This is a genomic window from Paraburkholderia fungorum, assembly GCF_046027605.1.
GTDB lineage: Bacteria > Pseudomonadota > Gammaproteobacteria > Burkholderiales > Burkholderiaceae > Paraburkholderia > Paraburkholderia fungorum_F.
Map to the genome: position 1 here is coordinate 38,945 of NZ_JAQQEF010000021.1, position 23,668 is coordinate 62,612.

Here is a 23,668-nt window from a genome sequence, read left to right on the forward strand (position 1 = left end):
TGGCAGTCGCACTGCACAAGCGCGCAACCTCACCAGCGAGCGAAAGCATGTGGCGGCGAGGATCACGTTACTGGAGCGCGCTTGCGAATGGCGACGCATGCCGGGCGGGACTGCAACTTGACTACTCGTTGTGACAGCGCTTCGCGGGAAGCATCTATCGGACCATAGTTCCATGAGGGGACCATGTCGAATATGACAGTGGTGATCTGTAACTACAACTACGGTGAGTATCTACGCTGTGCGATAGATTCCGCGCTGAAGCAGACGGTCGGCGCGCCTCAGGTGCTCGTAATCGACGACGGGTCGACAGACGATTCACGCGACATCATCCGTTCATACGGCGAGCGTATCACCGCGATCTTTCAGGAAAACAGCGGCCAGGTGGCCGCCTACAATCGCGCGCTGGCGCAGATCGATAGCACTTACGTGATTTTTCTCGACGCTGACGACCTGCTGTATCCGGACGCGGTGAATCGCGTCGTCGCAGCATTCGAATCCGGCGACTACGTCAAGGTGCAGTTCCCGCTGGATGTAGTAACTCACGAAGGCGCCAGAACGGGGGTCACCGTACCGCAAACCGCGACGCTCGCCGACTGCGGCAAGTTGCTGCGCGCGGGTTGGCTCTATCCGTCGCCCCCTGGTTCAGGCAACGCTTACCGGGCTGACGCACTGAAGCGGATATTTCCCATTCCCGTCACAACCGACAATCTCTATGGCGCAGATTTCTATGCGATCTACGGTATTGCGCTGTTGGGCCACGTATACATGCTTGATCTACCCCTAGGCGGATATCGGGTTCACCGATCTGCAGCGAGCGGGGCGAGCAGTTCTGCGGCGCAGCTCGCATTTGCCAATTCCGAAGATCCACTTGCCTCCGCAAGAAAGGCTGCATTCCGCTGGTCGATGCTGCGCGATGTCGTGCAACAAAGGCTCGGTGAATCGCTCCCTGTGGCGTTTTTCGACTTCTCAATTGAAAAAGCACACTTTGCCAGCCAGCTGTATCAAGCGCCGCTCGCGCGCCGATGGAGATGGTTCATGCGCGAATCGGGGAGCTATTTCCATACGGTGCTTGCGAATCCGTTCTGGAGCATCCGCAAGAAATTTGCGGTGTCCTGTTTAACGGCCCTTTGCCTGATTCCGCTGGCATCGCTCAGCGATCGCGCCGTGCGCTACATCGCCAATCCGCTGGCGAGAGCGCGCGATGCCGGCAAATTGCAGCCGGATGTCAGTTGAACGGAATGCGTTGCCGTGCTGGGCAGCCAGTCTCAGGAGAAACATGATGCGAAACAGGATTGGCGAGCCGGCCGACCCATTCAGCTGGACAGGCCCCGCACAAGAGTATCTCGGCATATCGACGCGCGGACGACCTGCATTCAACGGTTACTGGTGGGAAGACCCGGCGCGCCTGATGCTGTTCTTCATCTTGCCGCTCTACGCGCTGATTTCGATGGACTTGCTGGGCGATCAGAAAGCAATCGGACAACTGTATTTCAACGGCTTCTATGCATTTGCCGGCGCGCTGTTCCTTGTTATCGTCACGGCGGCTTCCTACTTCGGCCGAACATTGACCCCAACGGTAATTCAGGCGCCGGTCGAGATATCGCGACGGGTGCTCGATGTACTCTTTGTGCTCTCGTTGATCGGCTATCTGACCATGATGAGCGGTGTGATCACCCAGCCGGCGCTCATCCTGTCGTTCTTCAACGGCGAAGCAAACGCGTACGACCTGCTTGAGGTGAAAGGTCGGATCGCCGGGATAAGCACACTGACGCAAGTGGCCGTCGCTTACGTGCCGTTGTACTTCTATGTGTTCCGGACACCAGTGCGAGGTATTACGCGGTACAAGATCTACCTTCTTGTCCTTCTCGGGTTGGGGCTGCTAAGAAGCTTTATTTTTGCCGAACGCCTGGCGCTGATCGAACTCGCGATTCCGCTCACTGTAATGTTTCTGAAATTCCGGCGTTCACATCGACCTTCCAGAATTCTGGCGCTGGGGCCCTATGCCGCCATCGTGCCGCTGGTCGGGTTCTTCATCATTAATGAATACAACCGCTCGTGGGAGAGCTACTACATCAACATCTACAACAACATCTTCGAATTCGCGATCGATCGGCTTGCGCTGTACTACTCCACTGCGCTCAACAACGGCGCCGGGGTTCTGAAGATTCTCGGTTGGGGTATGGGCGAACCCGTGTTCACCTTCGATTGGTTGTTCAGGTTTCCGATGCTCGGCGATTTGTTTCAGGCAGGGCACGATTTCAGCGCAGACTACCTCGCCTTTCTGAGCAACAACGGCGACCCGGAATTTAACAATCCGTCCGGTATCTTCGTGTATTTCTATGAATGGGGCTGGTTTGCGCTGTTCGTCGCTGCTTTCATCGGCTGGGTATTTAACAGAAGCTACTCAGGATGGCGCAGCGCTAACGGATTCTGGTGTTGCGCGCATTCGGTGTTCCTGGTGTCGTTGTGCGAGATTCTGCGGGTTCCCATCCTGTTTAGCGGCAGAAACTTTGTATCGATCGCCGTGCTGTTCATCGTGTTCCGTTTCTGTGGAACGAAGTCTGTCAGTGCTCCTGGCACAGCAGCAACACAAAGCTGACATGCATAGTGAGCGCTTTATGCCCGGTCTATTCATTGCCGTTTCGTCTGAAAGACGGAGTCGGAATGTTCACAAAAGAAAGGCCGCATGATCAAGAAAATTGAGGCAGTGTTGCCGGCCATTGCGATCGTGTCGTGTTGTGCAACGCTCGCTTACGCGCAACCGGACAGTGCGAAGACGTCGTCGGCGCTGACTGCGAACAAAAGACTGGGCGAGGCACGCTACGCGAAATTGCCCGCGACCGCAGCGCTCGCCGACGTGACGATCCATTCGCGTGGTGACGGGAGCGATCAGGCCGGTATCATTCAGGCCGCGCTCAACGCGCTGAGTATCGGCCAACGGCTGGTGATCGCGCCGGACACATACGTCGTGAGCCATTCGCTGGTTGTCAAGACGCAGGGCGTGGTGGTGTCGGGATATGGCGCCACCCTGGTCGCGACGAACCCTGACGATCAATCACTCGTCGTCACCGGGGCGAACGCGACGGTCGCTGGTCTGACGCTGCGCGGCACGGGCGGCAAGAGGCTCGAAACCGAGAGTTCCGCGAAAGTCGTGGTGCGCGGCACAGGCATCCAGATTCTCGATACCAGGATCGAGGGCGGCGCGAGCGGGGGCATTTTCGTGTCTGGCGCGACTAGTGTCGTGCTAGCAGGAAATAGCGTTAGCGCGACGCTCGCTGATGGGATACACATCACTGGCGGATCGCAGAACGTTCTTGTGTCGGGTAATACTGTGATCGGCACCGGAGATGACATGATCGCGATCGTCAGCTACGAGAAGGACGGCGCCTTGAGCAGGAACATACTTGTCACCGACAACAGGCTGTCGGGCAATTACTGGGGCAGAGGTCTGTCGGTGGTCGGCGGGGCCAGTGTGACACTGTCAGGCAACACAGTGCAGGGCGTGCAGAAAGCGGCCGGCATCCTGGTCGCCCAGGAAGATGGTTATCGAACCTATAACGCGACGAATATTGTCATCAGCAATAACGCCGTGTCGGACATCGAAAATGCGGCGAACCCCGTCAAGAGCTGGCCAGCAGCGCGGCATGCGGGGATCGACATCAACACCGGCGCAGGCTCCGTTTCGGGGGTGTTGATAACGGGAAATAAAGTATCGCGGGCGAACTACGGCGGCTTTCGTGCGCTTGGCAACGTCTGCCAATACCGTGTTACCAACAGTGCGTTCGCTTCGATAAGGGGCTCGCCGATTTCAGTGCGGAGTACAAATTGTGCGCCGAGCCAGATCGTCTCCAGTGCCAACACACTTGACGGCAAAGTATTCCCGCAACCGATGGGCGCCTCCGCGATCGGCGAGCTCACGATAACCGGCGCCGATGCGTCGCGGCTGCCGCAGATTAACACGAGCGCTCGCACGGCACGACAAACGGATTGAACCTTGGACGAGTTGCGAGGCGCCGCACTGGAGCCCGAATGCTACCGGTCCACCGACTCGAGTCGCTGAGCGCAAGGTATAGCGCCCGCGGAAATTCGTCCCATAGATATCTTTAGCAAACTGGACATAGTGCTATCTCAAACTGCGCCTGGTTGAAATTTCAGGCAGCGTCGGCTGCCACTCGATCTGCGACAAAGTGAGCCGCGCGTCCAGTGCTGCAACGAACGTTCAACGCCAATAAGTCCTCTCAATTCGGCCGATCGTGTGGGCTAATTGTCACCGCCCAGCAGTTCTTGCCTCGCCTCGCGCAACATTCGCGCTTTTTGCCTATTTCGCCATGCTCGTATGCGCGGCTGGCTTGACGCGGTGAATCCCAGCTGGCGCGATCATCCGTGTTCCGGCTGGAATGCGTTGCCGCATGCCATGCCACGCCATACACGTAACGCGTCAGATATGCTCGTTTTTCGCCTTGGTCGCGATTCTAGTAAAGTATGATGTTTGGCGCGACGACCGCCGCGTCATACCATCGCCGCTGCCCGTGTGTCTTTTAAGTTCGGCATGTTGATCTACCTGCTGCATGCGATGGTTTGCGGTAAATCGCGAAGGAGGTGAATCGTTATAAATTCAATCTCGCCTCAATTGAAAGGACAAGGCAAATGTTGAGCGTTTTGACACATTTCTTATGCTTTATAGTCGGCGTGCTCATTGGCGTTTTCGTATGCGCGTTATGTGTCGCACGCTCCAGAACGCCACGAGACGATAAATAATCCGTTGTTCGGTCCGCGCAAGCATGCGGCGCCTCGATGCACATCGGCAGGTGCGTTTCCCGCAAAACATGAAGGTCGCAGCGATCATCGCGACGACACAGGCGCGTTTCTCGGCAAACAAAATCTGGCCATCGGTGGTTTGGCCGAACGATGTCAACTTCTGCTCGGACCGTATCCTGACGGGACGATGGAGTGCCGTATGACGAGATGCGCTAACGGGTGTCCGTTGACGCGGGTCATCCCCAGTTGACCATTTCGCTCAACCTTGTGCCGTCGTCTAATGCCGCTTTTCCACTGGAGCCACCAGCCGTCGTGACCCCACACTCCCCTCCAGACATAGCTGTAGGGCTGCATTGGCACTCACCTCATTGGTCAGATCCGAGCGGGTGCCGTACGCGCCAAACCAGGTTCAGGCGCGATCGCATCGCTAACGTCTCGCGCTTTCCAATATCCCGCGTGAGTAAGTGTGTGCCCGGATAAATGCTCGCATAGGACAAGCCGAATCTGGATGCCAGGATTTCGATTGATCTGCGCGAAAAGAGGGAGATGTGCCCATTGCGCGGCGCAGCATACCACCAGGAAAGCCTTGTTTGCGCCGAGACGATGCCGTCATGTATACCCGTTCCGATCACGATCATTGCGCGCCCGGATGCCATTTTCCCAACGATATCCTGAAGCGATGAGACTGGATTTGGCGAGTGTTCGAAAACTTCCATTGCCGAGCAAAAATTGTAGCGACCTAACCGTTCTGGCGACATATCGGTGTGGCCGAACGGATCGTAAGAATCGAATGCCCATCCCTGCGCTCTTAGAAGAGCGGAAGTTTTTCCATTCCCACCACCATAGTCCAGACCGATGATTTTCTTTTTACGACCAATCAGAAGGACGTTTATTTTTATAACGTTGCTTCGAGGGCGTTTACTGTCGTAGTCCGGATCAACTTTTGCATAATCATCATTGTAGACATGAGTTCGCCACTGATCTGGTGTGAAGTCGTCGAAAAAATCCGTGAAAATAAAACCGCAATCGGTACACTTCCTGTAGAGAACCGGAATTCCGCGCAGCCCGCTTGGATAGAGGCTCTTATCGCATGTCTTGTTGAAATCGACGAAATCGAATGGTTGAGCAGCGCCACCACAAATCTTGCATGCAGTGGAATCCTCTTTCCCCAGCTTCGCGACGACATGATCAAAGAGATTGTTCGACATAATCGCCCCTTGGATAAATTTTCAAATTAGCGAGCACGCAGGACTGCAAACCTGGCGGCCTGGACCGAAAGCTGCTGCCGAAGCGCCGGCTGGAACAAGATGCGACGCGTCAATGTTATGCCATCCGTATTTGAATGTCACCGCTCCAACGCTGTTAATTTTTCCTTCCCCAGGCGCAACGTCGTAAGTGTTCAAAACTCAAGGCGTTGCGCGGCAGTTCGATAGTTACGCTTCGATCAGATGTCGCTCGCAGGCAGCGTACGAACCGGATAACGATCATCCTGCCGTCTGTCTGACCCACTCATGTGCCGCGATTCATGGTGCCGGCTAACGGGCCCACCGACTCGAGTCGGTGGTGCCAGGTATCGCGCTCGCGGAAGTTCGTCCCATAGAAATCCTTAATAAAGTGGACATATTGCTATCTCAAACTGCGCCTGGTTGACATTTCAGGTAGCGTCGGCGGCTACTCGACCACAACAAAGTGAGCCGCGCGTCCAGCGTTGCAACGAACGTTCAACGCAAATTATTCCTCTCAATTCCGCCGATCGTGCAGGCTATCCCGCCAGCTTTATTGGCGCGCCCCCCCTGGAGGTTACGCTGCACTGCATCAGCGAAGGTAACGCGCGGACCAATGCGAAGCTTTGATCGTCTCCATTACCGCTTCTATTTGCTGACCTCGCGAGTGATGGTAATGCATCGTCATTGGCTTCTCGATTCGGGCGAAGGTCTGCCGTACCCGGCGCGCCCTGCGATACTTACGTGAGGGAAATGATGACGACATTCCAGTCGTACCACCGTGGTAACCGTCTGCTCGAGGCGCTCCCGACGCATGAATGGGAAGTGCTGGCCCCTCATCTTGAACTCGTCGAATTAAGTCCGGGACAACTGCTGTCGCAATCCGGCGAACTCATACGAACCGTCTATTTTCCGGCCACCGCGATCATTTCTCTGCTGCAGACCATGGAAAACGGCAGTTCGGTGGAAATCGCCGCCATCGGCAGGGATGGCACGACAGGCGTACCGATCCTGACGGGCGGAGACACCATGCCAGCCAGCGTTCAGGCTCAATGCCGGGGTTTTGCTTATCGAATCAGCGCAAAAGCACTGCGCGAAGCGTTGCGCAATTGTGCTTCTCTACGTTCGCTGATGCTGTTGTACATGCAGGCTCTCCTCACCCAGGTCGCACAGACGGCGGCGTGCAACAGGCTGCATCGACTGGACGAGCAATTGTGCCGGTGGCTGCTGGTCGACATCGATCGTTCGGGCACAAGTGATTTGCAAGTGACGCAGCAACTGATTGCAGATATGCTCGGCGTGCGTCGTGAAGGCGTGACTGAGGCGTCTGGCAAACTTTGCGAAGCCGACCTCATCCATCACAGTCGTGGCCATGTCCGGATCGTCGATCGAACCGGGCTCGAGGCGCGGGCATGCGAATGCTACGAGATCGTCAGACGCGAATTCGACCGGCTATTGCCACGCATCACGGCGATGGAAGTCACGCGCTGAGGCAGCGCGGCGGAGAGTACGCCGGCTGGTTCTTGATCACAACAGGTCTGCACTGTGCGGCCATCCAGGATGACGGCGCGGGGTTACCCCTGCCGTCCCTGTGCCACGCCGTATTATCTCGCGCAGGTCGCAGACCATGTGCTCAACACAGCCTGCCTGTAATCAACGTTGGGGCTGCCGGCACACCAACTCCCGCGCGGCAGGAAGTAATTGGGTAGCATCCGCCAGGGGGCGGCGGCCCGAGCCATCCAGCGTAACGCATCGAACATATCGAGTAGTTCATATTTGCGCTGCGGCGCGCCGATGTCCATCAGCGTCAGATACCGTACCGCGAAGCTCCAGTCTTCGTCCGACACATCGCGCGGATCCTCTTTGCCGCCTGCTTTTCTCATGCCGCCAGGATACCTGGTCTGACGCAAAAGTGCCTAACACGCTTTAGCCAACTTCGTTAGCGCGTCTTGAACGCATCCATGAAGTTCGGCTGCACGCGATCGTTCAAATCGAGCCCGACGTATCGTTATATCGGTCCGCGGCGGCCTGCGGTTCTTGCCTCGCGTCGCACTACATCCTCGCTTTTGCAAATTTTGCCATGCTCGTATGCGCGGCTGGTTTCCCGCTGTGATCTCCAACTGGCGCTATCATCCGCGTCCCGGCTGGAGTCCGTTGTCGCAGCCGATGCCATGCCCTACACGCACTGCTTCAGTAGTGCCCGTTTTTCGACCTGGTCGCGATTCTAGTAAAGTATGATGTTTGGCGCGACAAGTGCAGCGTCATGCCATCGCGCCTGCCCGTGGGTCCTTTACGTTCGGCACGTTGCGCTACCGACTGCGTGCGGTGGTTTCCGCTAGATCGCGAAGGAGGTGAATCGTTATAAAGTCAATCTCGCCTCAATTGAAAGGACAAAGTAAATGTTGAGCGTTTTGACACATTTCTTATGCTTCATATTCGGTGTGCTCATTGGCGTGTTTGTATGCGCATTATGTGTCGCACGGTCCAGAACGCCACGAGACGATAAATAATTCTTTCTTCGGGACGCGCAAGGAGTTGGCGGGCGTGAGCGTGCAAAAGTTGGGGATGTCAATTTCGTCAGGCCGCGCTGGCTTACGGCATGATTGCACAGTCGGTTCTGTTCGATGGTCGGTGCCGCCCTGGCTATGCTGCCCCCATCCATCTGCCGTGACGCGAGGCGCCTATCCCGAACGCCGAGATGCGGCGGGGCGAAAATTCCCCTTTCAAAAACACTACCCTGACCTGCGCCATGCAGTGCGCCCCTTCCGTCAGTCCAGCGCATTTGTCGCTTCTTGGCCATAGTTGACTACCTGATTCACCGCGGACTCAGCGATGCTGCTGGAGAGCGTGCGCTTGCGCACAGTGTGGCTGAATGCGTCTCGCTATCTTCGTGGAAACGCATGAAGTGCTGGCGAGTAGGTTCCGGTAACGGCAACGCCGTCCAATTTCCTCGCTGCAGGCATGTTGAGCATGCTCTCGCCCCGTTCAATGGCCTGATCTAAGACGTCGCAATCGCTCGTAGTGCCGAGCGAGTTGATTCAATGCGTTTTCGCGAGGGCACTTGTGTAGTCAGCAGACGAAACACCGTTCCAATTTGAGGAATACGTCGATGGACTACTTGCCTTCCCATTCGATTGCAGTCCGATCGGACAGTGAACGTCCTTATCTATTTGCCCGCGAAATGGCGAAGCGGATGCGTGATTGCTAGGCGGAGATTGCTGCTGTCACCGTGCTAATGGTTGCGCTCGCAAGTGCCTACGTGGTTTTTTGCAACGCAAATGTATACGACCGACGCGCCCGTCCGTGTGGATCCGCCCGACCTCAATGAACTTGGGGTTTCGCCGTTGGACCGGCAAAGCCTGCCGCCGACTCCATCCTTGTCCAATGAGATAGCAGTTATGCAAAGCCGTTCGGTTGCGGAGCCGATCATTCAGCGCTTCGATTACGACATATCGACTACTCCCAGGTCGCTTCCGATTCGGGGTGCAATCGCGAAAAAATTTGCTGTGGATGCTGATAGGGATAAGAGTAGCGGTCTCGGCGAGGTCCCCTACTCCGACGAACTACGCGAATGGGCCGTCGAATTGGCCAATGCCCAACTGCATACTGTGACCGCCATGGCGACCCGCGAGCACGCCGACAGCGCCACGCTCACGTTCACCACGAACGAGCTGCCACGCCTGTGCGCCGAGGTCGAGCGGCGCGCTAATGCAACGGGTGGCGCGCATATTGTCGATCAATCTCGCTGTGCTGCACGCAGAAATTGCTTTGCACAATCAGTACCTCCTCTCCGGCTCGCCCGTCTCGAAACACGCGGTCCGCTATATTTCGAACCTGCTTGTTCGTCGTCGCGGCAGCGCTTGCTATGGCATGCCTGGACACTCGGAGAGGCTTGAGAGAAACCGCTATGAAAAAGACGGAGAATACTCGAGTACTGGTATTCGTGTACGCCGGATACATCATGAGGTACGTCTACCTCATTGTTGTGATCCCCTTCTACGGGCGCGTACTTGGTTTGACCGAATACGGTCGCGTGCTGGCGGCGATGTCGCTGATGAACGTGATCTGGATGCTCGTGAGCTACGGCTTTACCGTTGTCGGCATGCGAGACGTGTCAAAAGCGCACACGCGTTGCGAATACAACGCGATTTTTTCGTTGCAAGTGAGCGCCCGCGTGTTGATGGGGTTACTCGGCGGGATAGTGGGTCTGGTCGCCACGTTCTGCTCCCCGGTTCTTTCAGAACGTCCGACTATTGGTATCCTCGCGACGGTACTGGGCATCGTCTCCGGGTCGAATCTCGGCTGGCTTTTCCAGGGGCGGCATCGATTCCGCACTCCGATCATACTTGAGGTCGTTGGATTCGCGCTGAGTCTCGTTTTAGTGTTGTCGATCGTCCGCAGTCCTTTGGATTCGTCATGGGTATTGGGAAGTCTGCTGATCGCAGGCGTGAGCTCTTCGATGATTGCGTATGGGCTGACGATCTTCGACATCGGACTACCGCGAATCCGACTGAATGGGGTCAGTCAGCTGATCCGTAGCTCCACCATGCTGTTCTGTTACTCCACGGGATCAGTCATTCTGATGTCGTTTTCCACCTATCTTCTGACGCTTCTGTCGACGCCGACGCAAGTCGGCTACTTCGGTGCTGCGGAGCGCTTTGCCACCATTGGACTGAGCCTCATGGGGCCGGCAGCGCAGGTTTTCGTTCCAACCATCTCGCGGCAGCTTGCGCAAGACGACCATGACGGCGCGCGGGCGACGACTCGTCGGGGTGGTGCATTGCTGATCGGCTACGGACTGCTCGCACTTTGTGGCGCGCTCGCGCTATCGCCATTACTGTTGCCACTGATTCTCGGCGAGGCGTTCGCGCCGAGCGCTCCTGTGTTGCAGTGCTTTGCGTGGATGTTCCCCTTTGCCGCGTTCAATCAATTCATCAGTTTTTACGTGTTCGTTCCGCTAGAAAAGGACCGCTCGCTCGCTCTGGCCGGGGTGACGTCCGGGCTCGCCAATCTCGCCGCGGCGCTCTATCTTGCTCCTCGACATGGTGCGATGGGCATGGCGTTGGCGCGGGTGATCAGTGAGGCGACGCTTTCCATGATGCTGCTCGGCCTCGCAGCCCGCTTCGGCCTGCTGACAGGCTTCAGGCGGGAGTCTGCGCGCGCGTTTGCGAAGGTGTGTTTTGTGTGCGGTGTCGGCGTGAGGGCCAGAAATACCGATGATGAAAGTTGACTAAAACAAAAAACGTGCGGCCTCACGTCGCACCAAAAAAGTCCTCAAAAATGGCGCCGACGCCCCGCTTGGGTTCGACTCCTCACAAGACCGGGCCGCGCAGCGGCCGCAACTTAGGGCCGCCGTGATGACGTTCATGACGCTCCACCACCGTTGCGGCTAACTCGCGCGCAAAACGGCAGTGCACAACGCGTCAACGTCCTCAGCATCGAGAATTCTCTCGCGGAGAAATTGCTCGAAATGACTGATCACCGCCTCACGCGCCGAGCGCGAGAAGAGCGCGTGATCCACTCGCTCCAGCACCTTCGCCGTCACGTTCGTCAGCTCCTCGAATTCGCTGCCGTTGGGTCCGAAATGAATCGCCAGCTCCTCTAATCCTGCGTCGAGCGAGCCGTATACCAGCGACGTCTGCACGCCTTTGTGCTCAAGGCCCGTCACGAGCCGGCGGATGGCGCCGGTCGAGGTCGTGAAGCCGATGCAGCGTTCGAACGGGCCGCTTGTGCGTGCAATTACGCGTGCACACCAACGGCGCGCGAGCTCGAGGAAGATCGTCATCCCGTTCGCGTGGCCCGTCAGCAGTCCGCACCACTTGCGCAGGTCGCGGATTGAGCGCCAGTAGACGAGGCTGGATTCGACAGGGCGGGCTCCCGGTCGCATTTGCGAGCGGCGCCACACGAAGAACGGTAAATTGACCGACATGCAGCCCACTACGGCGGGATGCGCCAAGGCCGTATGAATGCTGACGTAGGCACCCGAGCACACGCCGAACATGACGACTTTCGGGTAGCCGGCCGCCAATAGCCAGTCGACGCCGGCCTTCGCGTCTGTGACGCCGTGACGGGCGTACACGACGCCGAGCGTCGGCGAATCGTCGCGGCGCTGGCTATCGCCGAGGCCGCCCAGGTCCATACGTAATGAGGCGATACCCTGCGCGGCGAGCCGGCGCGCCATCAGTACGGCCACACGTCCTTCGCCGATGCGATGAACGCCGCCCGTGTTGACGAACAACACAGCAGGGGCGCCCCGGAGCGCGCGGCGAGGCCGGCAGAACACGCCGACGTAGCGCGCGCCGCCGAACACCACAGGCGTCTCATGGCCTGCCGCGAAATCGATTCTTGCGTCGGCTGCGGGTGCGAGCACGTCGAGCGCGGGCTGGGCCTGCATGCCGGGAGGCAAGCCCAGCCACGCGAGCACGCTGTTGAACGCATTCCTGGGAGGCACGCTATACCAGGGATCGACCAGAAACTTGTCATACTCGGGAAAGATCTGCAGGTCCGCCTGGACACCCTGACGACGGTAACACTCGAGCAGCCGGTTTATGTGTGGGTTGTCCCACGTATCGTGGAGCAGCACACGCCGCGCGACATGCCCGGCGTGTTTCTCAAGGTCGACAGCGGCCAGTTGTTCGAGCGTGTCCGGATACAACTGAAAGCCATAGGCGCCAACAGCGCGCCCGTCGTCATTCGATTGCGCGACCTGGAGGCCGTTGGGAGTGCTGAGCCAGCTCTGATGCTGCATGCCCAGTTCCCGTACATAACGCTTGCCGGTTATTACGGGCGCCACCATAACCAGGCTGTCGACGCCGCCCATTTCGTCCGCTGCGATGGCCGCCAGCGTTGCCCCAAGGCGCACACCGCAAAAGATAAGGCGTTCGACACCGGTAGCGGCCCGCAGATACGCTGCCGCGGCCTTGATGCTGTCGATCCATGCGCGAAAGAGGTGAGGGTCTTCCTCATTGCCTTTCGAATCGCCAGTTCCGGGATAGTCGAAGCGCAGCGCGGGAATGCCAGCGCCCGCCGCCAGTGCTTCCGCAAGCTCGCTCCAACCACGGTAAGCGCAGAGCGCCTCGTAGCCGAAAGGACTGCACAACACTGCGCCTATCGTGGCCCGAGAGTTTGCCGGCCGGTGAAGCCAGCCCAAACAGCCGTTGAACGTTACCGGCGTCGTTGTTGGATTGCCTGTCATGGTTTGTCGGCGCACCGGCGCGTGGTTGCCTCCACGCCCCTAACTTCTCCGGCACGAACTTGCCCGATCGTGTTCACGAGGGAATCGATACTCCGAAAGAGGTCGTAGGTAATCGACTCACCCGGCATCTCTATGTCGAACACCTCTTCGATAGCCATCACAAGGCGGACCGAGCCAAGCGATGACAAGCCGGCAGCGTAGAGATCGTCGCTATCGCTGAGGGTCTCGATTGGAACGTTCAGGCATGCCGTTTCCGAGAGAACGCGGCGCAAGTCGGCTTTCATCTTTCTTCCCAAAAATTCCAACGCTGTTCATAGGATCGATGTGCAAATGCCATGTGCTGCAATGTCGCCTGGAAGCTTCGGCCGCTGAACAGTTAGCCGACAGTCTGGTCGCGCAGGTACTGTGCGGCGAGGACCTTCCTGTCGATCTTGCCGTTCACGTTAAGGGGTAACGTGTCGACGACAACAATCCGTTCAGGTACGGCATAGACCGGCAAGTGCTGCCGGCACGCCTGCAGAATCCGCACGCTATCGACGCGAGGATTCGTCACGAAGGCGGTGAGGCCGATAGCACTGCCGACTTCACCGAGCGGCCATGGGATTACCGCGCATAGCGCAGCATGGCTGCACGCCTGAACGACATGTTCGACTTCCTCCAGTTCGACCCGGTTACCGCGAATCTTGACCTGCGTATCGAGTCGTCCCTGAAACACGATTCCGTGACGCATCGATTCGCGCGCGGCGTCAGAGCTTCGATACCAACGTTGTGCACGCCGGCCCAGAAAGGTCTTCGCAACAAACCGACCGTTACCGGCTTCGCTGGGTAGCAGGTAGCCAGCAGCAAGCTGCGGGCCACCGATCAGTAACTCGCCCGTCTGCCCGGCGGCGACCAGTTCGAGTTCGGCATCCACTATCACCAGCTCCATACCCGGGACCGCCCAGCCGAGCGGTATGGACACTTGCCGCGGATCGTCGAGGAACTCGGCGGTGACCTCGAAGGAAGTGCAGGATACGGTCGCTTCAGTCGGCCCGTAAATGTTCCTGAGCCGGCTGTTCGGTGCGGCCCGCATCCATGCCAGTGCCAGCGAGCGAGACAAGGGCTCGCCGCCGAACAACGTGAAACGCAGACTCGGAAATTCACCCGGCCCCAATTTGCGCAGTTGATGCATGAAGCCGGCCACAGAAGGCACGCTATTCCAATGTGTAATCGCGTGAGTCTTGATGAAGCCTGCGTTATAGACAGGATCGACGGTTTCAGGAACGTACAGGCAGCCGCCGTTCGCCCAGCAGACAAACATGTCGTGCACAGACGGATCGAAGCTCAACTCGCAGAACTGCACGTAGCGCGCTTCGGGCCATTTCTCGTATTTATCTTCCAGTTGCAATTGGCCTCGCACATACGCATCGGCGTTCGCGTGGGAGATCGGTACGCCCTTGGGAACCCCCGTGGAGCCGGAAGTAAAGAGGATATAGGCGAGACTCTGCGGCGTGCCCTCATGTTGCACATACGACGTGTCCTGCAGCCGCGATAGTCCATCGGCAACGGGCGGTAGGTGCGGATCGTCCGCGTTCTGGTCGAGCAGGAAAATCCGCGGGAACTCATCTAGCAAGGACAGCACTTCATCGAGCGCGGCAACGCAGCGGCGGTCGACAAGCATCATCGAAGCACCGGATTGCTCGATGATTGCTGCGATCCGCGCGGCCGGCCACTTTGGGATAAGCGGCACATATGCCATGCCGGCGTCCAGGATGCCCAGCAGGCCGATGTAGGCGTCGACGGTGCGATAAGCGAACAGCAGACAGCGGTTTGCGCCCCCGGCCGGAGCGGCCGCTCTCAGTCCTGCCGACACGCGACGAGCCTGGGATTCAATTTCGCCGTATTCGTAAAGGCGCTCGTCGACCCATAGCGCCGGACTCTCGGGCTGGCTAGCTGCGGTATCGAAGAAGAAGGTATGCAGCATTTGAACGCCTCGATCTATCAAAGGTTACGTTGGGTAACGTTCCGAATCTTCGGCTTCGATACGATGTCCATGTCGGGCAGTCTCGAAGCCGCAAGTTAGCCCTGGCCTTACAGCTCTTCCGAACCTTATGTGCAGACGGTCGGCGCGTGTTTGGCTAATGCGGCTCGGCTACCGCGCTCTCAGCGATGGACGTGCCCAACGTTGCTCCTGGCTTTACAGAGAACTTACACAAACCAAACGCCGGCGAATGGTGTTCGCACGAAGCTTAAAATTCAAAACTGCCGCCCTCTGTGCGATACCGCCCACAGACTTTGATTTAGGACCATGCGGAACGCGAAGGGCGCGCAAAACCTTGGGGAGGCTCCCAGTTTTGCACGCGCTCCCGAAAACCGGGGAATTTCCTGTTTTGACACAACCTCGGTCATATACGGCCATTGGCGCGATCTTTCACGCGGACATTCGAACGTTCGGCTCCGCACAGACACCGGACCTTCCTGCACGGATCATGTCAACTGCATCATCGACCATTGCAGGCTGTCGGCGCTCGACGTCGCCGATCGTTGTGACCTTCTGCTCTGGCGTGTAAATGCCTCAAAGCTATCTACAGCAGCAACGTTGGGCAGCCTGGATGACTTGATCCAGCGCGGTGCCCGTCAGATCATCCAGCAGGCGATCGAGGCGGAATTGGCGACATTGCTCAAACAGTACGAGAACGTGAAGACACCGGCCGACAAACGCGCGGTGGCACGCAACGGCTATCTGCCCGAGCACGAGGTCGTCACGACTATCGGGAGTCAAAGGATTCCTGGGTTGAAATGTTGCCGGGTCTGAGATGAAAAATGAGCGTGGACAGAACCTTCTGAAGCGCGTCGACCTGATTTTTGGTGGCGCCTTCCTGTACATGTTAGGGGCGTTCCGCAAAAAGCGACGCCTGCCGACCGAGTGCGCGACGGCAGGAATTTTTGCCTTCGCTGCAATCGGCGATTCGATTTTGTCGTCGATAATTATTTCTGACCTGAAGAAAGTAAAAAATATTTCCAGAGTGGTGATATTTGCATCGCGAAGCAACGCACGCATCTATGATTTGTTCGATGGCCTCGACGAAATTGTAATAGTCCCTTTGACCAGCCCGTTGGATGCGCTCCGGGAAATAAGAAAGTACGAAGTTGATGTCTTGATCGATACTTCGCAATGGCCGAGGATTTCGGCCATATTGGCGGCTTTTACGAGGGCGAAATTCACTATTGGCTTCAAGACGAGGCGTCAATTTCGCCACTATGCTTATGATGCCAGCATTGAACATAGCGACGGCCTTCATGAGCTCGATAATTTCAGAAGACTATTGTGCCCCCTAGGAATTGAGTCGACGGAATATCCGAGAATAACCAAAGATATCCGCCCCACTGGTTTGCCATTCGTCATTGCCGATAGATATATCGTTTTTCATCCATGGGCCTCTGGAACAAATTTCGAAATGCGCGAATGGCCCATGGAGTACTGGCGCAACCTTGCACGTATATTGATTGATAACGGCTATGCCATTGTAATAACCGGCGGTCCGGAAGACGCCACACGGGCTCAGCAACTGGTTGACCTCATCGATAGCCAGAAGGTCGTAAGCGTAGCAGCCAAGGTGAGTTTAACTGAGGTGGTTGGGATCGTAAGGCAGGCGGAGTGCATAGTTTGTGTCAATACCGGAATCATGCATTTGTCGGCCATGCTGGATACCCCAATGATCAGTCTGCACGGTCCTACGAATCCGTTTCGATGGGGTCCTGTCAACAAAGAGCTTGGAGTCATTGCGGTGTCCAGGCGAGAAGGCGGAATGTTCCTGAACCTCGGGTTCGAATACCCCAGAAATGCGAAGTACGTGATGGAAAAAATAAGCGTCGCTTCTGTCGCCGACGTTTTGAGTGAAGTTTATTCGATCAATCTAGGCCGCCATGACAAGAAACCCGCCGGTGAAGCTTTCGCCTCCTGATTTCGACTGCGCTCAATTAATGGTCGTCGGCGATGTCATGCTCGATTGGTACTGGCACGGCTCGACCTCCCGGATCTCGCCAGAGGCACCCGTTCCTGTCGTCCATGTGCAAACTGAAGAGACGCGTGTCGGTGGAGCGGGAAACGTAGCGCTGAACGCGGCGGCACTTGGGGCTCATGTTCGTCTTCTCGGCCTGGCCGGGCAGGATGTGCACGCCGATCGGATTGAAGAGTTGCTGCGCGAAGGCGGTGTCGACTGCTTGCTCCAACGCGTCGTGGGCAGCAAGACGATTACGAAGCTTCGCATTCTTTCTCGCCATCAGCAGATGATCAGGGCGGACTTTGAGGACCATTTTCCCGAACGGAACGGTGACGAGTTGATATTCGCGTTCGAACGGCAGTTGTGCGAAGTTGATGTCGTCGTCTTGTCCGATTACGCCAAAGGGTCACTGCACGATTCAAAGAACCTGATTTCCGCCGCCCGGCGTGCAGGAAAACCCGTGATCGTCGATCCGAAAGGAACCGACTTCGAGCGTTATCGGGGCGCCACTGTCATTACCCCGAATTTTTCCGAGTTCGAGGCGGTCGTCGGGTGCTGCGAGAGTGACGCCACTATCGAACGGAAAGGCGCCGCCCTTTGCGACGCGTTTGAACTCGAAGCGGTGCTCGTCACCCGCAGCGAGAAAGGCATGACATTAATTGCTCGCGGCCATGCCCCGTTGCATTTGCCGACGCGCGCGCGTGAGGTGTTCGACGTGACGGGGGCGGGGGACACCGTCGTTGCCACGCTAAGTGCCGCGCTCGGTGCCGGTATGCCACTGGACGAAGCAGTCGTGCTTTCCAATGTCGCGGCAGGCATCGTCGTTGCTAAATTGGGCACCGCGACGGTCCGCCGCCCTGAGCTTCAGCAGGCACTGCACCATGACTTGCATTCCGCGCGTCGAGGAAACCTTCTCGCGCGAATTTCCCTGCTACCTTGGCGAGTGAAACGCCGCTCTGAAAAGCCGAGTAGTGTGAGCATCTGACTCAGCGGGTCCGGGAGCGGTACGTCGAAGAACTTGCACAGTGTGGGCACCTTGTGCCGGCTGACAGCCTTTTCTCGATGCTCACGTCGACCAGCATACCGGAGCGATATCTGATGAAACAGTTAGTGGAGCCGTCCAACGCGCGGCAGGAAGAAGCTGTTGTTGACGCCGCGCTGCCGGCCGACGCTAGCTCGGCGCAATACTCTCAGTGGCAAGGTCCCTCCGCTGGGTTTGCAATTAATGGCAAGTTTGCGTCTCAACGCATAACAGGGGTGCAACGTGTTGGTTATGAACTCGCGATGGCGTTCCAGCGCCTGTTTCCTGAGGATGCCGAACTGCCATTGTTGATTCCTGCCAACGCACGGACTGACGTTGTCTTGCCGAAGGCAAAAACAGTCGGCCGGTGGTTGAAAGGTTCCCTGTGGGAGCAACTGGCGCTGCCGTTCGCGGCTGGCGGCCGAACGCTTCTCAGCCTTTGCAATATGGGCCCGTTATTCGTTCGTCGGCAGATCGTGATGATGCATGACGTTGGGATCTACGATCTGCCTGAAAATTACTCGTGGAAGTACAGGCTTTGGTATCGCGTCGCGTTTTCGCTCCTGAAGCGCAACGCCAGACACATCGTGACGGTGTCGGAATTCTCAAAGAGACGAATCATGGAGCGTCTTGGCATCGACGCATCACGCATTTCGGTGGTCTGGAATGGTGTGGATCACTTTGAAAAGATCGCACCGGACACGGCGATTCTGTCACGCTTGAATCTGCAAAACGATGGCTACGTACTCGCTGTCGGAAGTCTCTCGGTAGGAAAGAACCTTCCACGAATCCTTGCCGCAATGGAGCGCCTGAGTGATCGCCATGACTGGAAGTTTGTTGTTGTTGGTGGATGCGATTTGCGGGTCTTCAATCCACGAGCGAAGGCGAGTTACGACTTGTCGCAAAACATCATCGCCGCGGGATTCGTATCGGACGGTGAATTGAGAGCTCTGTATGAAAATGCAGCCTGTTTTGTGTTTCCCTCGTTATATGAGGGCTTCGGATTGCCGCCGCTTGAAGCGATGTCTTGTGGGTGTCCTGTCATCGTGTCACGTGAAGCTGCACTTCCGGAGGTATGCGGCAATGCGGCGATGTACTGTGATGCGCATTCGGTCGACGACATCGTCGACAAGGTGAGGCAGATGATGGATGACGCCGCATTGCGCGAAACCTGGCGCGAACGCGGAAGGGAGCATGCTCGCGGCTTCCGGTGGGAGCGGTCTGCACGTCAATTGCTCGATGTTCTGGAGCGTGAGTTCGCGGGCGGAGTGGCTCGCTCGGTTCGGACCCGGCCTGCACCATCACGCGTTTAGCGCGGACCGCAACAGGGCACATACGATACAGCGCGCGTACGGCGCGGGATCGTAATACGCGACTCTTCGGTTTCGGTATCGTCAACATCACATTCTTCCTTGAGAGCGCGCAAAACCTGGGAGCCTCGCCAGTAGAGATGGTCTCGATTCCTTCCGTTCGCCGTCCAAGCCCGTTAAGGCGCCCACCATTATATATGGCATCCTAAGTATCTTGCCATTTCACGACCGACAGAAAGTCCGCCCCCCTAGAATCGACGCTTGAAATGGATGTGCAGGCCCTTGCGAAGGCATCCCCCACACCGCAATCCATGACGCTACCGATACGCCCAATCGTCCCAGTTCGGATATCCGCTCAACGGCACGGCGCGTAGTGCATTGATTCCGCCTTCATCGAGCAAGGCCTTCAAGGCGACCATTGGTTTGCTGGACCACGCTCACTTCAAGCACGACGTCGGCCAGCTTTTTTCCCCTTGAGCAGCATCCGTTCTGCGCGCAATCGCTTCCTCGTCTTCTGGACCAACCTTCTCTAGAGCATGCCCCAAACCTTCAGACAGTTCGTTGAAGAGATCGCGCGCAGAGCTCCAATGAGTTGTGCTCTTTACGGAAATATCAATCCTGTTGTAGACGCCCAGGGTATGACACGGATTGTGTCGTCGCGTCGACGCGTCGACCGATGCGTGCCGCGTCGAAATGTACTTTTCAGTAAGCATGACAAACTATTATACGAGCGGGTTAACCATGACTTCGAGCGTAGCTCCAATGCGGGTGAGCATCCTTAAAAACGCCGCGAGACAACGTACGAATTCCTTTTATAAGACAATTTAAAACGGTCGTTTCTACGCGCTGAGGCGTTTGGCTAGATATCTTCTGTCACTAATTGACTCAGTCGAGATGAATATTTCATTTATTCGCCGAGAGAAGGATAGATTGTCTTCTGACGATTGGATGCAAGAAGCTATCGCTTTTTTCCGCCAATTCTGCCGTGTTTCAAGATTGAAACGTTTCTTTCCGAATATAATTCGTGCCTGTGGACTCTGATGTAGAAAGATCTACCGCACACTTCGATGCCGTTCCATCGAAGCACGCAGTGCGAGAGGTCTAGTCTCGTGTTCGCACGACCGGTTGCGTAGCGCTATTTGTCGCGTGTGCGCTCACGACAGGTTGCTGCGGTAAATAGGTGAACGAGTTGCGCCGGCGCGCCCGGAATGAGCAACTCAGGTGCAGTACCGCCGCGTGCCCCATAACGGTTAGTAGCATTCGCAGTAGGCAGAATTGCTCACTAAAAAATCGCAGTCCTTAGTGACTGTGATTGAACTTGCAGGCACGCCATACCTGTACTTGCCGTACTTTCTTTTTGGCAACGACAAAGGATGAGTATGCCTTCAATACGATTACTTCGTAGTACGAATAAATTCACAAAACCTTCCGGAAGGTCACTTCCGCGTGAGAAGCCCCCGAAGATGCGCACCGGGAATTCCGGTCACCGACTCAGGTAGCGGGCGGACATCAAGTCATCGTGCGCTTGGCCGAAGCGCGCACTGCACCACGCGTGCAGATTCAGACTGGTGCCAACGTCGCACAGATGCCGGATAAGCAGGCGTAGATCCACGGCTGTGCCGTGTTAGCGGTCCTGGCAAAAATGTGCTTCGAGTTCGGACTCGGCAGTCTGCTGACGTTCAAGGACACGCTTGCCGCGATGCAGCGCGGAGCGTATGTCATCGCTGCGGCGGGAATGCTCAATTCACATAGGGCAAAAGCAGTTGGAGAACGAGCCACTCGTTAGCGAAAGCTATGGAGTCTGGCGTCACGCCTGTGGCCGACTGCATCGCCTGAGAAATTCGCCACAAGCATCCGTTTTATTCCCTTCACCCATACGCCGCCGCCGGGCGGCTTTGTCTAATTTTTGAGAGGTATTATGAAGTTTAGTTTACCGGCTACGACGTTGGCCTCCCTTCTTGTTTCGTGCTCCCTTCTTTCTGCATGCGGCGGTGGTGGCAGCTCCGATGGTGCTGATCCCGCCGCTACAGCGAATAGATTGCACAGGCCGGGATCGGCCCAACCAGCGAAGCCCGCATCGTCACCGACGCCTGCGTCACCAACGCCTGCGTCCTCGGCAACGCCGACCTCGGGTGCAATCTCGATTACGCAGTCACCGTACAACGCGGACCCCACCGGCAAAACGGACAGCACGAACGCTATCCAGAAGGCGTTGACTGTCGCAGCGGCGAATGGCGGTAGCGTGAGCATTCCGGCAGGGACGTTCGTCTATTCGAACGTGCTCAATGTGGCCGGCATTGCAGTCTCGGGCGTCGGCAAAGCCTCGATCCTGAAGGCGACCAACTTCAACAACCAGGCTGTTCATTTGACTGGCACCGGCGGGTCGCTATCCAACTTTGCGATTACGAGCGCGGCCACGACCCGTTTGAGTCCGTATGAGACAGCCGCGATATGGATCGACGGCGCCAAGAACTTCACCGTTCAGGGCATCACGATCACAGGCTCTGCCAGCGGTGGCATTTTTAACGCCGGAGGCCAAGGCGGCACGATCCAGAACAACACTGTGCAGAACACCCTGGCCGATGGCATCACAAATACGAACGGCGCGAACGGCACCCTCATTACCGGAAATCGGGTCATCGGCTCGGGCGATGATGGCATATCGATCGTCAGCTATGCGTCCGGACCGATCGTCCAGAACATCACAATCAAGAACAACACGATCACCGGTCAGGTCTGGGGCCGCGGGCTGTCAGTGGTGGGCGGCAACAATATCACCTACACCGGCAACATCGTGGACAACACCGATTCATATGCCGACATGTACATATCGTCGGAATCTGAATACAACACCTTGGGTGTATCTAACGTAACCGTCACCGGCAATACCTTTCTCCATGGTGGTGCTTCTCAAGGGACTGTGACGGTCTACAACTCTCAAGGGTCGACATACAACATTACCGGCGTGAACGTAAGCGGCAACCAGATTGTCAATCCGGGCTTTGTTGCTTTCCAGTTCGTAGGTAACGGCACCGAGACCGGCACTATCCAGAACAGCACCTTGTATTCGGCAGCTGGGTCATCGGCTCTGCAGAATAACGGCAATTCAAAGTCGAATTTCCCTGTTACTGGCACGACCCTGTCGTCGGTGCCCGCTTATACCACCCCGATGGCAGCGGGCGGTGCCGGCGCCACACAATAAGATCGTTAGCCGACGAACCCCGCTAAGGCGGGGTTTTTTCGCCTGATCTGGCCGGCCATTGAGAGGGTAGCCCCTCTCCTCTTCCAGGCAGTCACCTGAAACACAGCCACTGCATCGCGCAACGCGACAGCATGCTCTTCCAGCGATTTGGCCGCCGCCGCGGCCTCTTCGACGAGCGCCGCATTGTGCTGTGTGACTTCGTCGATCTGGGAGACCGCCTTGTTGACCTGTTCGATCCCGTCGCTCTGTTCGAGCGCTGACGCCTCGATCTCATTCATGACGCCCGTGACGCGTTGAACCGCGTCCATGGCTTCGTGAATCGTCTTCTGCGCATCCGACACCAGCGACGCCCCATGTTCTACCTTGGCCGCCGATTGGCCGATCAATTCCTTGATCTCCTTCGCCGCCGAGCCGGAGCGCTGCGCGAGGCTGCCAATGGCAAGCTTGAGCACGCCTCAGCCGACGCCAATCACGGTCTGCAGGAAAGCAACGAACACGCTGATCACTGGCGTCAGGGCGCCACGAATGGTGATGTTGTTAAGCATTGGGTCTCCGGAACGTCTCATTGATCGGCGGCGAACCCCGCGATACGCCAGCGACGGGCCTTTTCGCCAGCAACTTACACCTCTCTGCAACCGGGTTAACGGCCCTCGCGAGACCTCGCTACCTGGGTGGAATCCGTGACAGGCATGGCCTTTTCGGGTAGTTGAAGCGTCACCATCCGGGATTTTTCGCCCGCTTGCCGCGAGCGCTGCTTTTCGGGACGGTATGCGTTTCATTTGTATAATTCGGGGTCTTCGCTCAGGCCCACTTTCGTGCTTGGTCTTGCGCCCGGCTTTCTCGCTTCACTGCCGATCACGCTGTTGAGCGTGCGCCATGCGCATCTGCATGAAAAATTCTCCACCGGTACCGATCTGGCCGGTGTGCAGAAATTCCATGTGCGCCCGGTGCCGCGCATCGGCGGCGCCGGAATCGC

At 57.2% G+C, this 23,668-nt stretch carries 14 protein-coding genes and 4 pseudogenes; 12 read left to right on the forward strand and 6 right to left on the reverse strand.

The features are described from left to right. The first annotated feature begins 183 nt into the window (after nt 1-183). The 3 genes from PQR53_RS28325 (at nt 184) to PQR53_RS28335 (ending at nt 3,991) form a co-directional block, all read left to right on the forward strand. Nucleotides 184-1,233, forward strand: a complete 1,050-nt coding sequence (locus tag PQR53_RS28325) for a glycosyltransferase family 2 protein (protein ID WP_408461468.1) — start codon at nt 184-186, stop codon at nt 1,231-1,233. Then, the gene (locus PQR53_RS28330) at nt 1,223-2,599 is read left to right on the forward strand and encodes an O-antigen polymerase (RefSeq protein ID WP_408461471.1); all 1,377 of its coding nucleotides are present in this window, start codon (nt 1,223-1,225) and stop codon (nt 2,597-2,599) included. Before PQR53_RS28325 ends, PQR53_RS28330 begins: the two co-directional genes overlap by 11 nt. An 87-nt stretch (nt 2,600-2,686) precedes the next feature. Further along, entirely contained in the window at nt 2,687-3,991 is a 1,305-nt protein-coding gene (locus tag PQR53_RS28335) for a right-handed parallel beta-helix repeat-containing protein (protein WP_408461474.1), read from the forward strand. A gap of 1,132 nt (nt 3,992-5,123) precedes the next feature. Here PQR53_RS28335 and PQR53_RS28340 read toward each other — a convergent pair. Next, nucleotides 5,124-5,966 (reverse strand): class I SAM-dependent methyltransferase, encoded by an 843-nt coding sequence (locus PQR53_RS28340; RefSeq protein WP_408461477.1) that lies wholly within the window; start codon nt 5,964-5,966, stop codon nt 5,124-5,126. A gap of 771 nt (nt 5,967-6,737) precedes the next feature. On the opposite strand from PQR53_RS28340, the gene PQR53_RS28345 reads away from it, so the two are divergent. Beyond that, complete coding sequence (locus PQR53_RS28345) at nt 6,738-7,472, forward strand: Crp/Fnr family transcriptional regulator (protein ID WP_408461635.1); 735 nt, start codon at nt 6,738-6,740, stop codon at nt 7,470-7,472. 86 nt (nt 7,473-7,558) lie between these two features. Here PQR53_RS28345 and PQR53_RS28350 read toward each other — a convergent pair. Beyond that, nucleotides 7,559-7,864, reverse strand: a pseudogene (locus PQR53_RS28350) (transposase); the annotation flags it as partial. Between the two features lie 1,395 nt (nt 7,865-9,259). On the opposite strand from PQR53_RS28350, the gene PQR53_RS28355 reads away from it, so the two are divergent. Together PQR53_RS28355 and PQR53_RS28360 are read left to right on the forward strand one after the other, a co-directional pair. Next, nucleotides 9,260-9,877 (forward strand): GumC domain-containing protein, encoded by a 618-nt coding sequence (locus tag PQR53_RS28355; protein WP_408461480.1) that lies wholly within the window; start codon nt 9,260-9,262, stop codon nt 9,875-9,877. An 11-nt stretch (nt 9,878-9,888) separates the two neighbouring features. After that, nucleotides 9,889-11,211, forward strand: a complete 1,323-nt coding sequence (locus PQR53_RS28360) for a lipopolysaccharide biosynthesis protein (protein WP_408461483.1) — start codon at nt 9,889-9,891, stop codon at nt 11,209-11,211. Nucleotides 11,212-11,370: 159 nt separating this feature from the next. On the opposite strand, the gene PQR53_RS28365 is transcribed toward PQR53_RS28360, so the two are convergent. The 3 genes from PQR53_RS28365 to PQR53_RS28375 all read right to left on the reverse strand — a co-directional run bounded on the left by PQR53_RS28365 (nt 11,371) and on the right by PQR53_RS28375 (nt 15,139). Beyond that, a complete protein-coding gene (locus tag PQR53_RS28365; protein ID WP_408461485.1) occupies nt 11,371-13,083 on the reverse strand; it encodes a serine aminopeptidase domain-containing protein in 1,713 nt (570 codons plus the stop codon). 89 nt (nt 13,084-13,172) lie between these two features. Next, nucleotides 13,173-13,460, reverse strand: coding sequence for an acyl carrier protein (locus PQR53_RS28370; protein ID WP_408461488.1), 288 nt, complete (start codon nt 13,458-13,460; stop codon nt 13,173-13,175). Nucleotides 13,461-13,552: 92 nt separating this feature from the next. Then, complete coding sequence (locus PQR53_RS28375; RefSeq protein WP_408461490.1) at nt 13,553-15,139, reverse strand: amino acid adenylation domain-containing protein; 1,587 nt, start codon at nt 15,137-15,139, stop codon at nt 13,553-13,555. 570 nt (nt 15,140-15,709) lie between these two features. Between PQR53_RS28375 and PQR53_RS28380 the strand changes: the two are divergent. The 5 genes and pseudogenes from PQR53_RS28380 to PQR53_RS28400 form a co-directional block, all read left to right on the forward strand. Further along, nucleotides 15,710-15,931, forward strand: a pseudogene (locus PQR53_RS28380) (IS256 family transposase); the annotation flags it as partial. A 40-nt stretch (nt 15,932-15,971) separates the two neighbouring features. After that, nucleotides 15,972-17,120: a glycosyltransferase family 9 protein gene (locus PQR53_RS28385; RefSeq protein ID WP_408461493.1), complete on the forward strand. Its 1,149-nt coding sequence runs from the start codon at nt 15,972-15,974 to the stop codon at nt 17,118-17,120. Beyond that, nucleotides 17,083-18,144, forward strand: coding sequence for a D-glycero-beta-D-manno-heptose-7-phosphate kinase (gene rfaE1 / locus PQR53_RS28390; RefSeq protein WP_408461496.1), 1,062 nt, complete (start codon nt 17,083-17,085; stop codon nt 18,142-18,144). Before PQR53_RS28385 ends, rfaE1 begins: the two co-directional genes overlap by 38 nt. Before the next feature lie 113 nt (nt 18,145-18,257). Further along, a complete protein-coding gene (locus tag PQR53_RS28395; protein ID WP_408461499.1) occupies nt 18,258-19,493 on the forward strand; it encodes a glycosyltransferase family 4 protein in 1,236 nt (411 codons plus the stop codon). A gap of 2,239 nt (nt 19,494-21,732) precedes the next feature. Next, nucleotides 21,733-22,692, forward strand: coding sequence for a right-handed parallel beta-helix repeat-containing protein (locus PQR53_RS28400; protein WP_408461502.1), 960 nt, complete (start codon nt 21,733-21,735; stop codon nt 22,690-22,692). A gap of 5 nt (nt 22,693-22,697) precedes the next feature. Here the strand turns inward: PQR53_RS28400 and PQR53_RS28405 are convergent. Continuing rightward, nucleotides 22,698-23,126 (reverse strand): annotated as a pseudogene (locus PQR53_RS28405) (methyl-accepting chemotaxis protein); the annotation flags it as partial. A gap of 381 nt (nt 23,127-23,507) precedes the next feature. Here PQR53_RS28405 and PQR53_RS28410 point away from each other — a divergent pair. Continuing rightward, nucleotides 23,508-23,666, forward strand: a pseudogene (locus PQR53_RS28410) (glycosyl transferase); the annotation flags it as partial. Nucleotides 23,667-23,668: the final 2 nt, after the last annotated feature.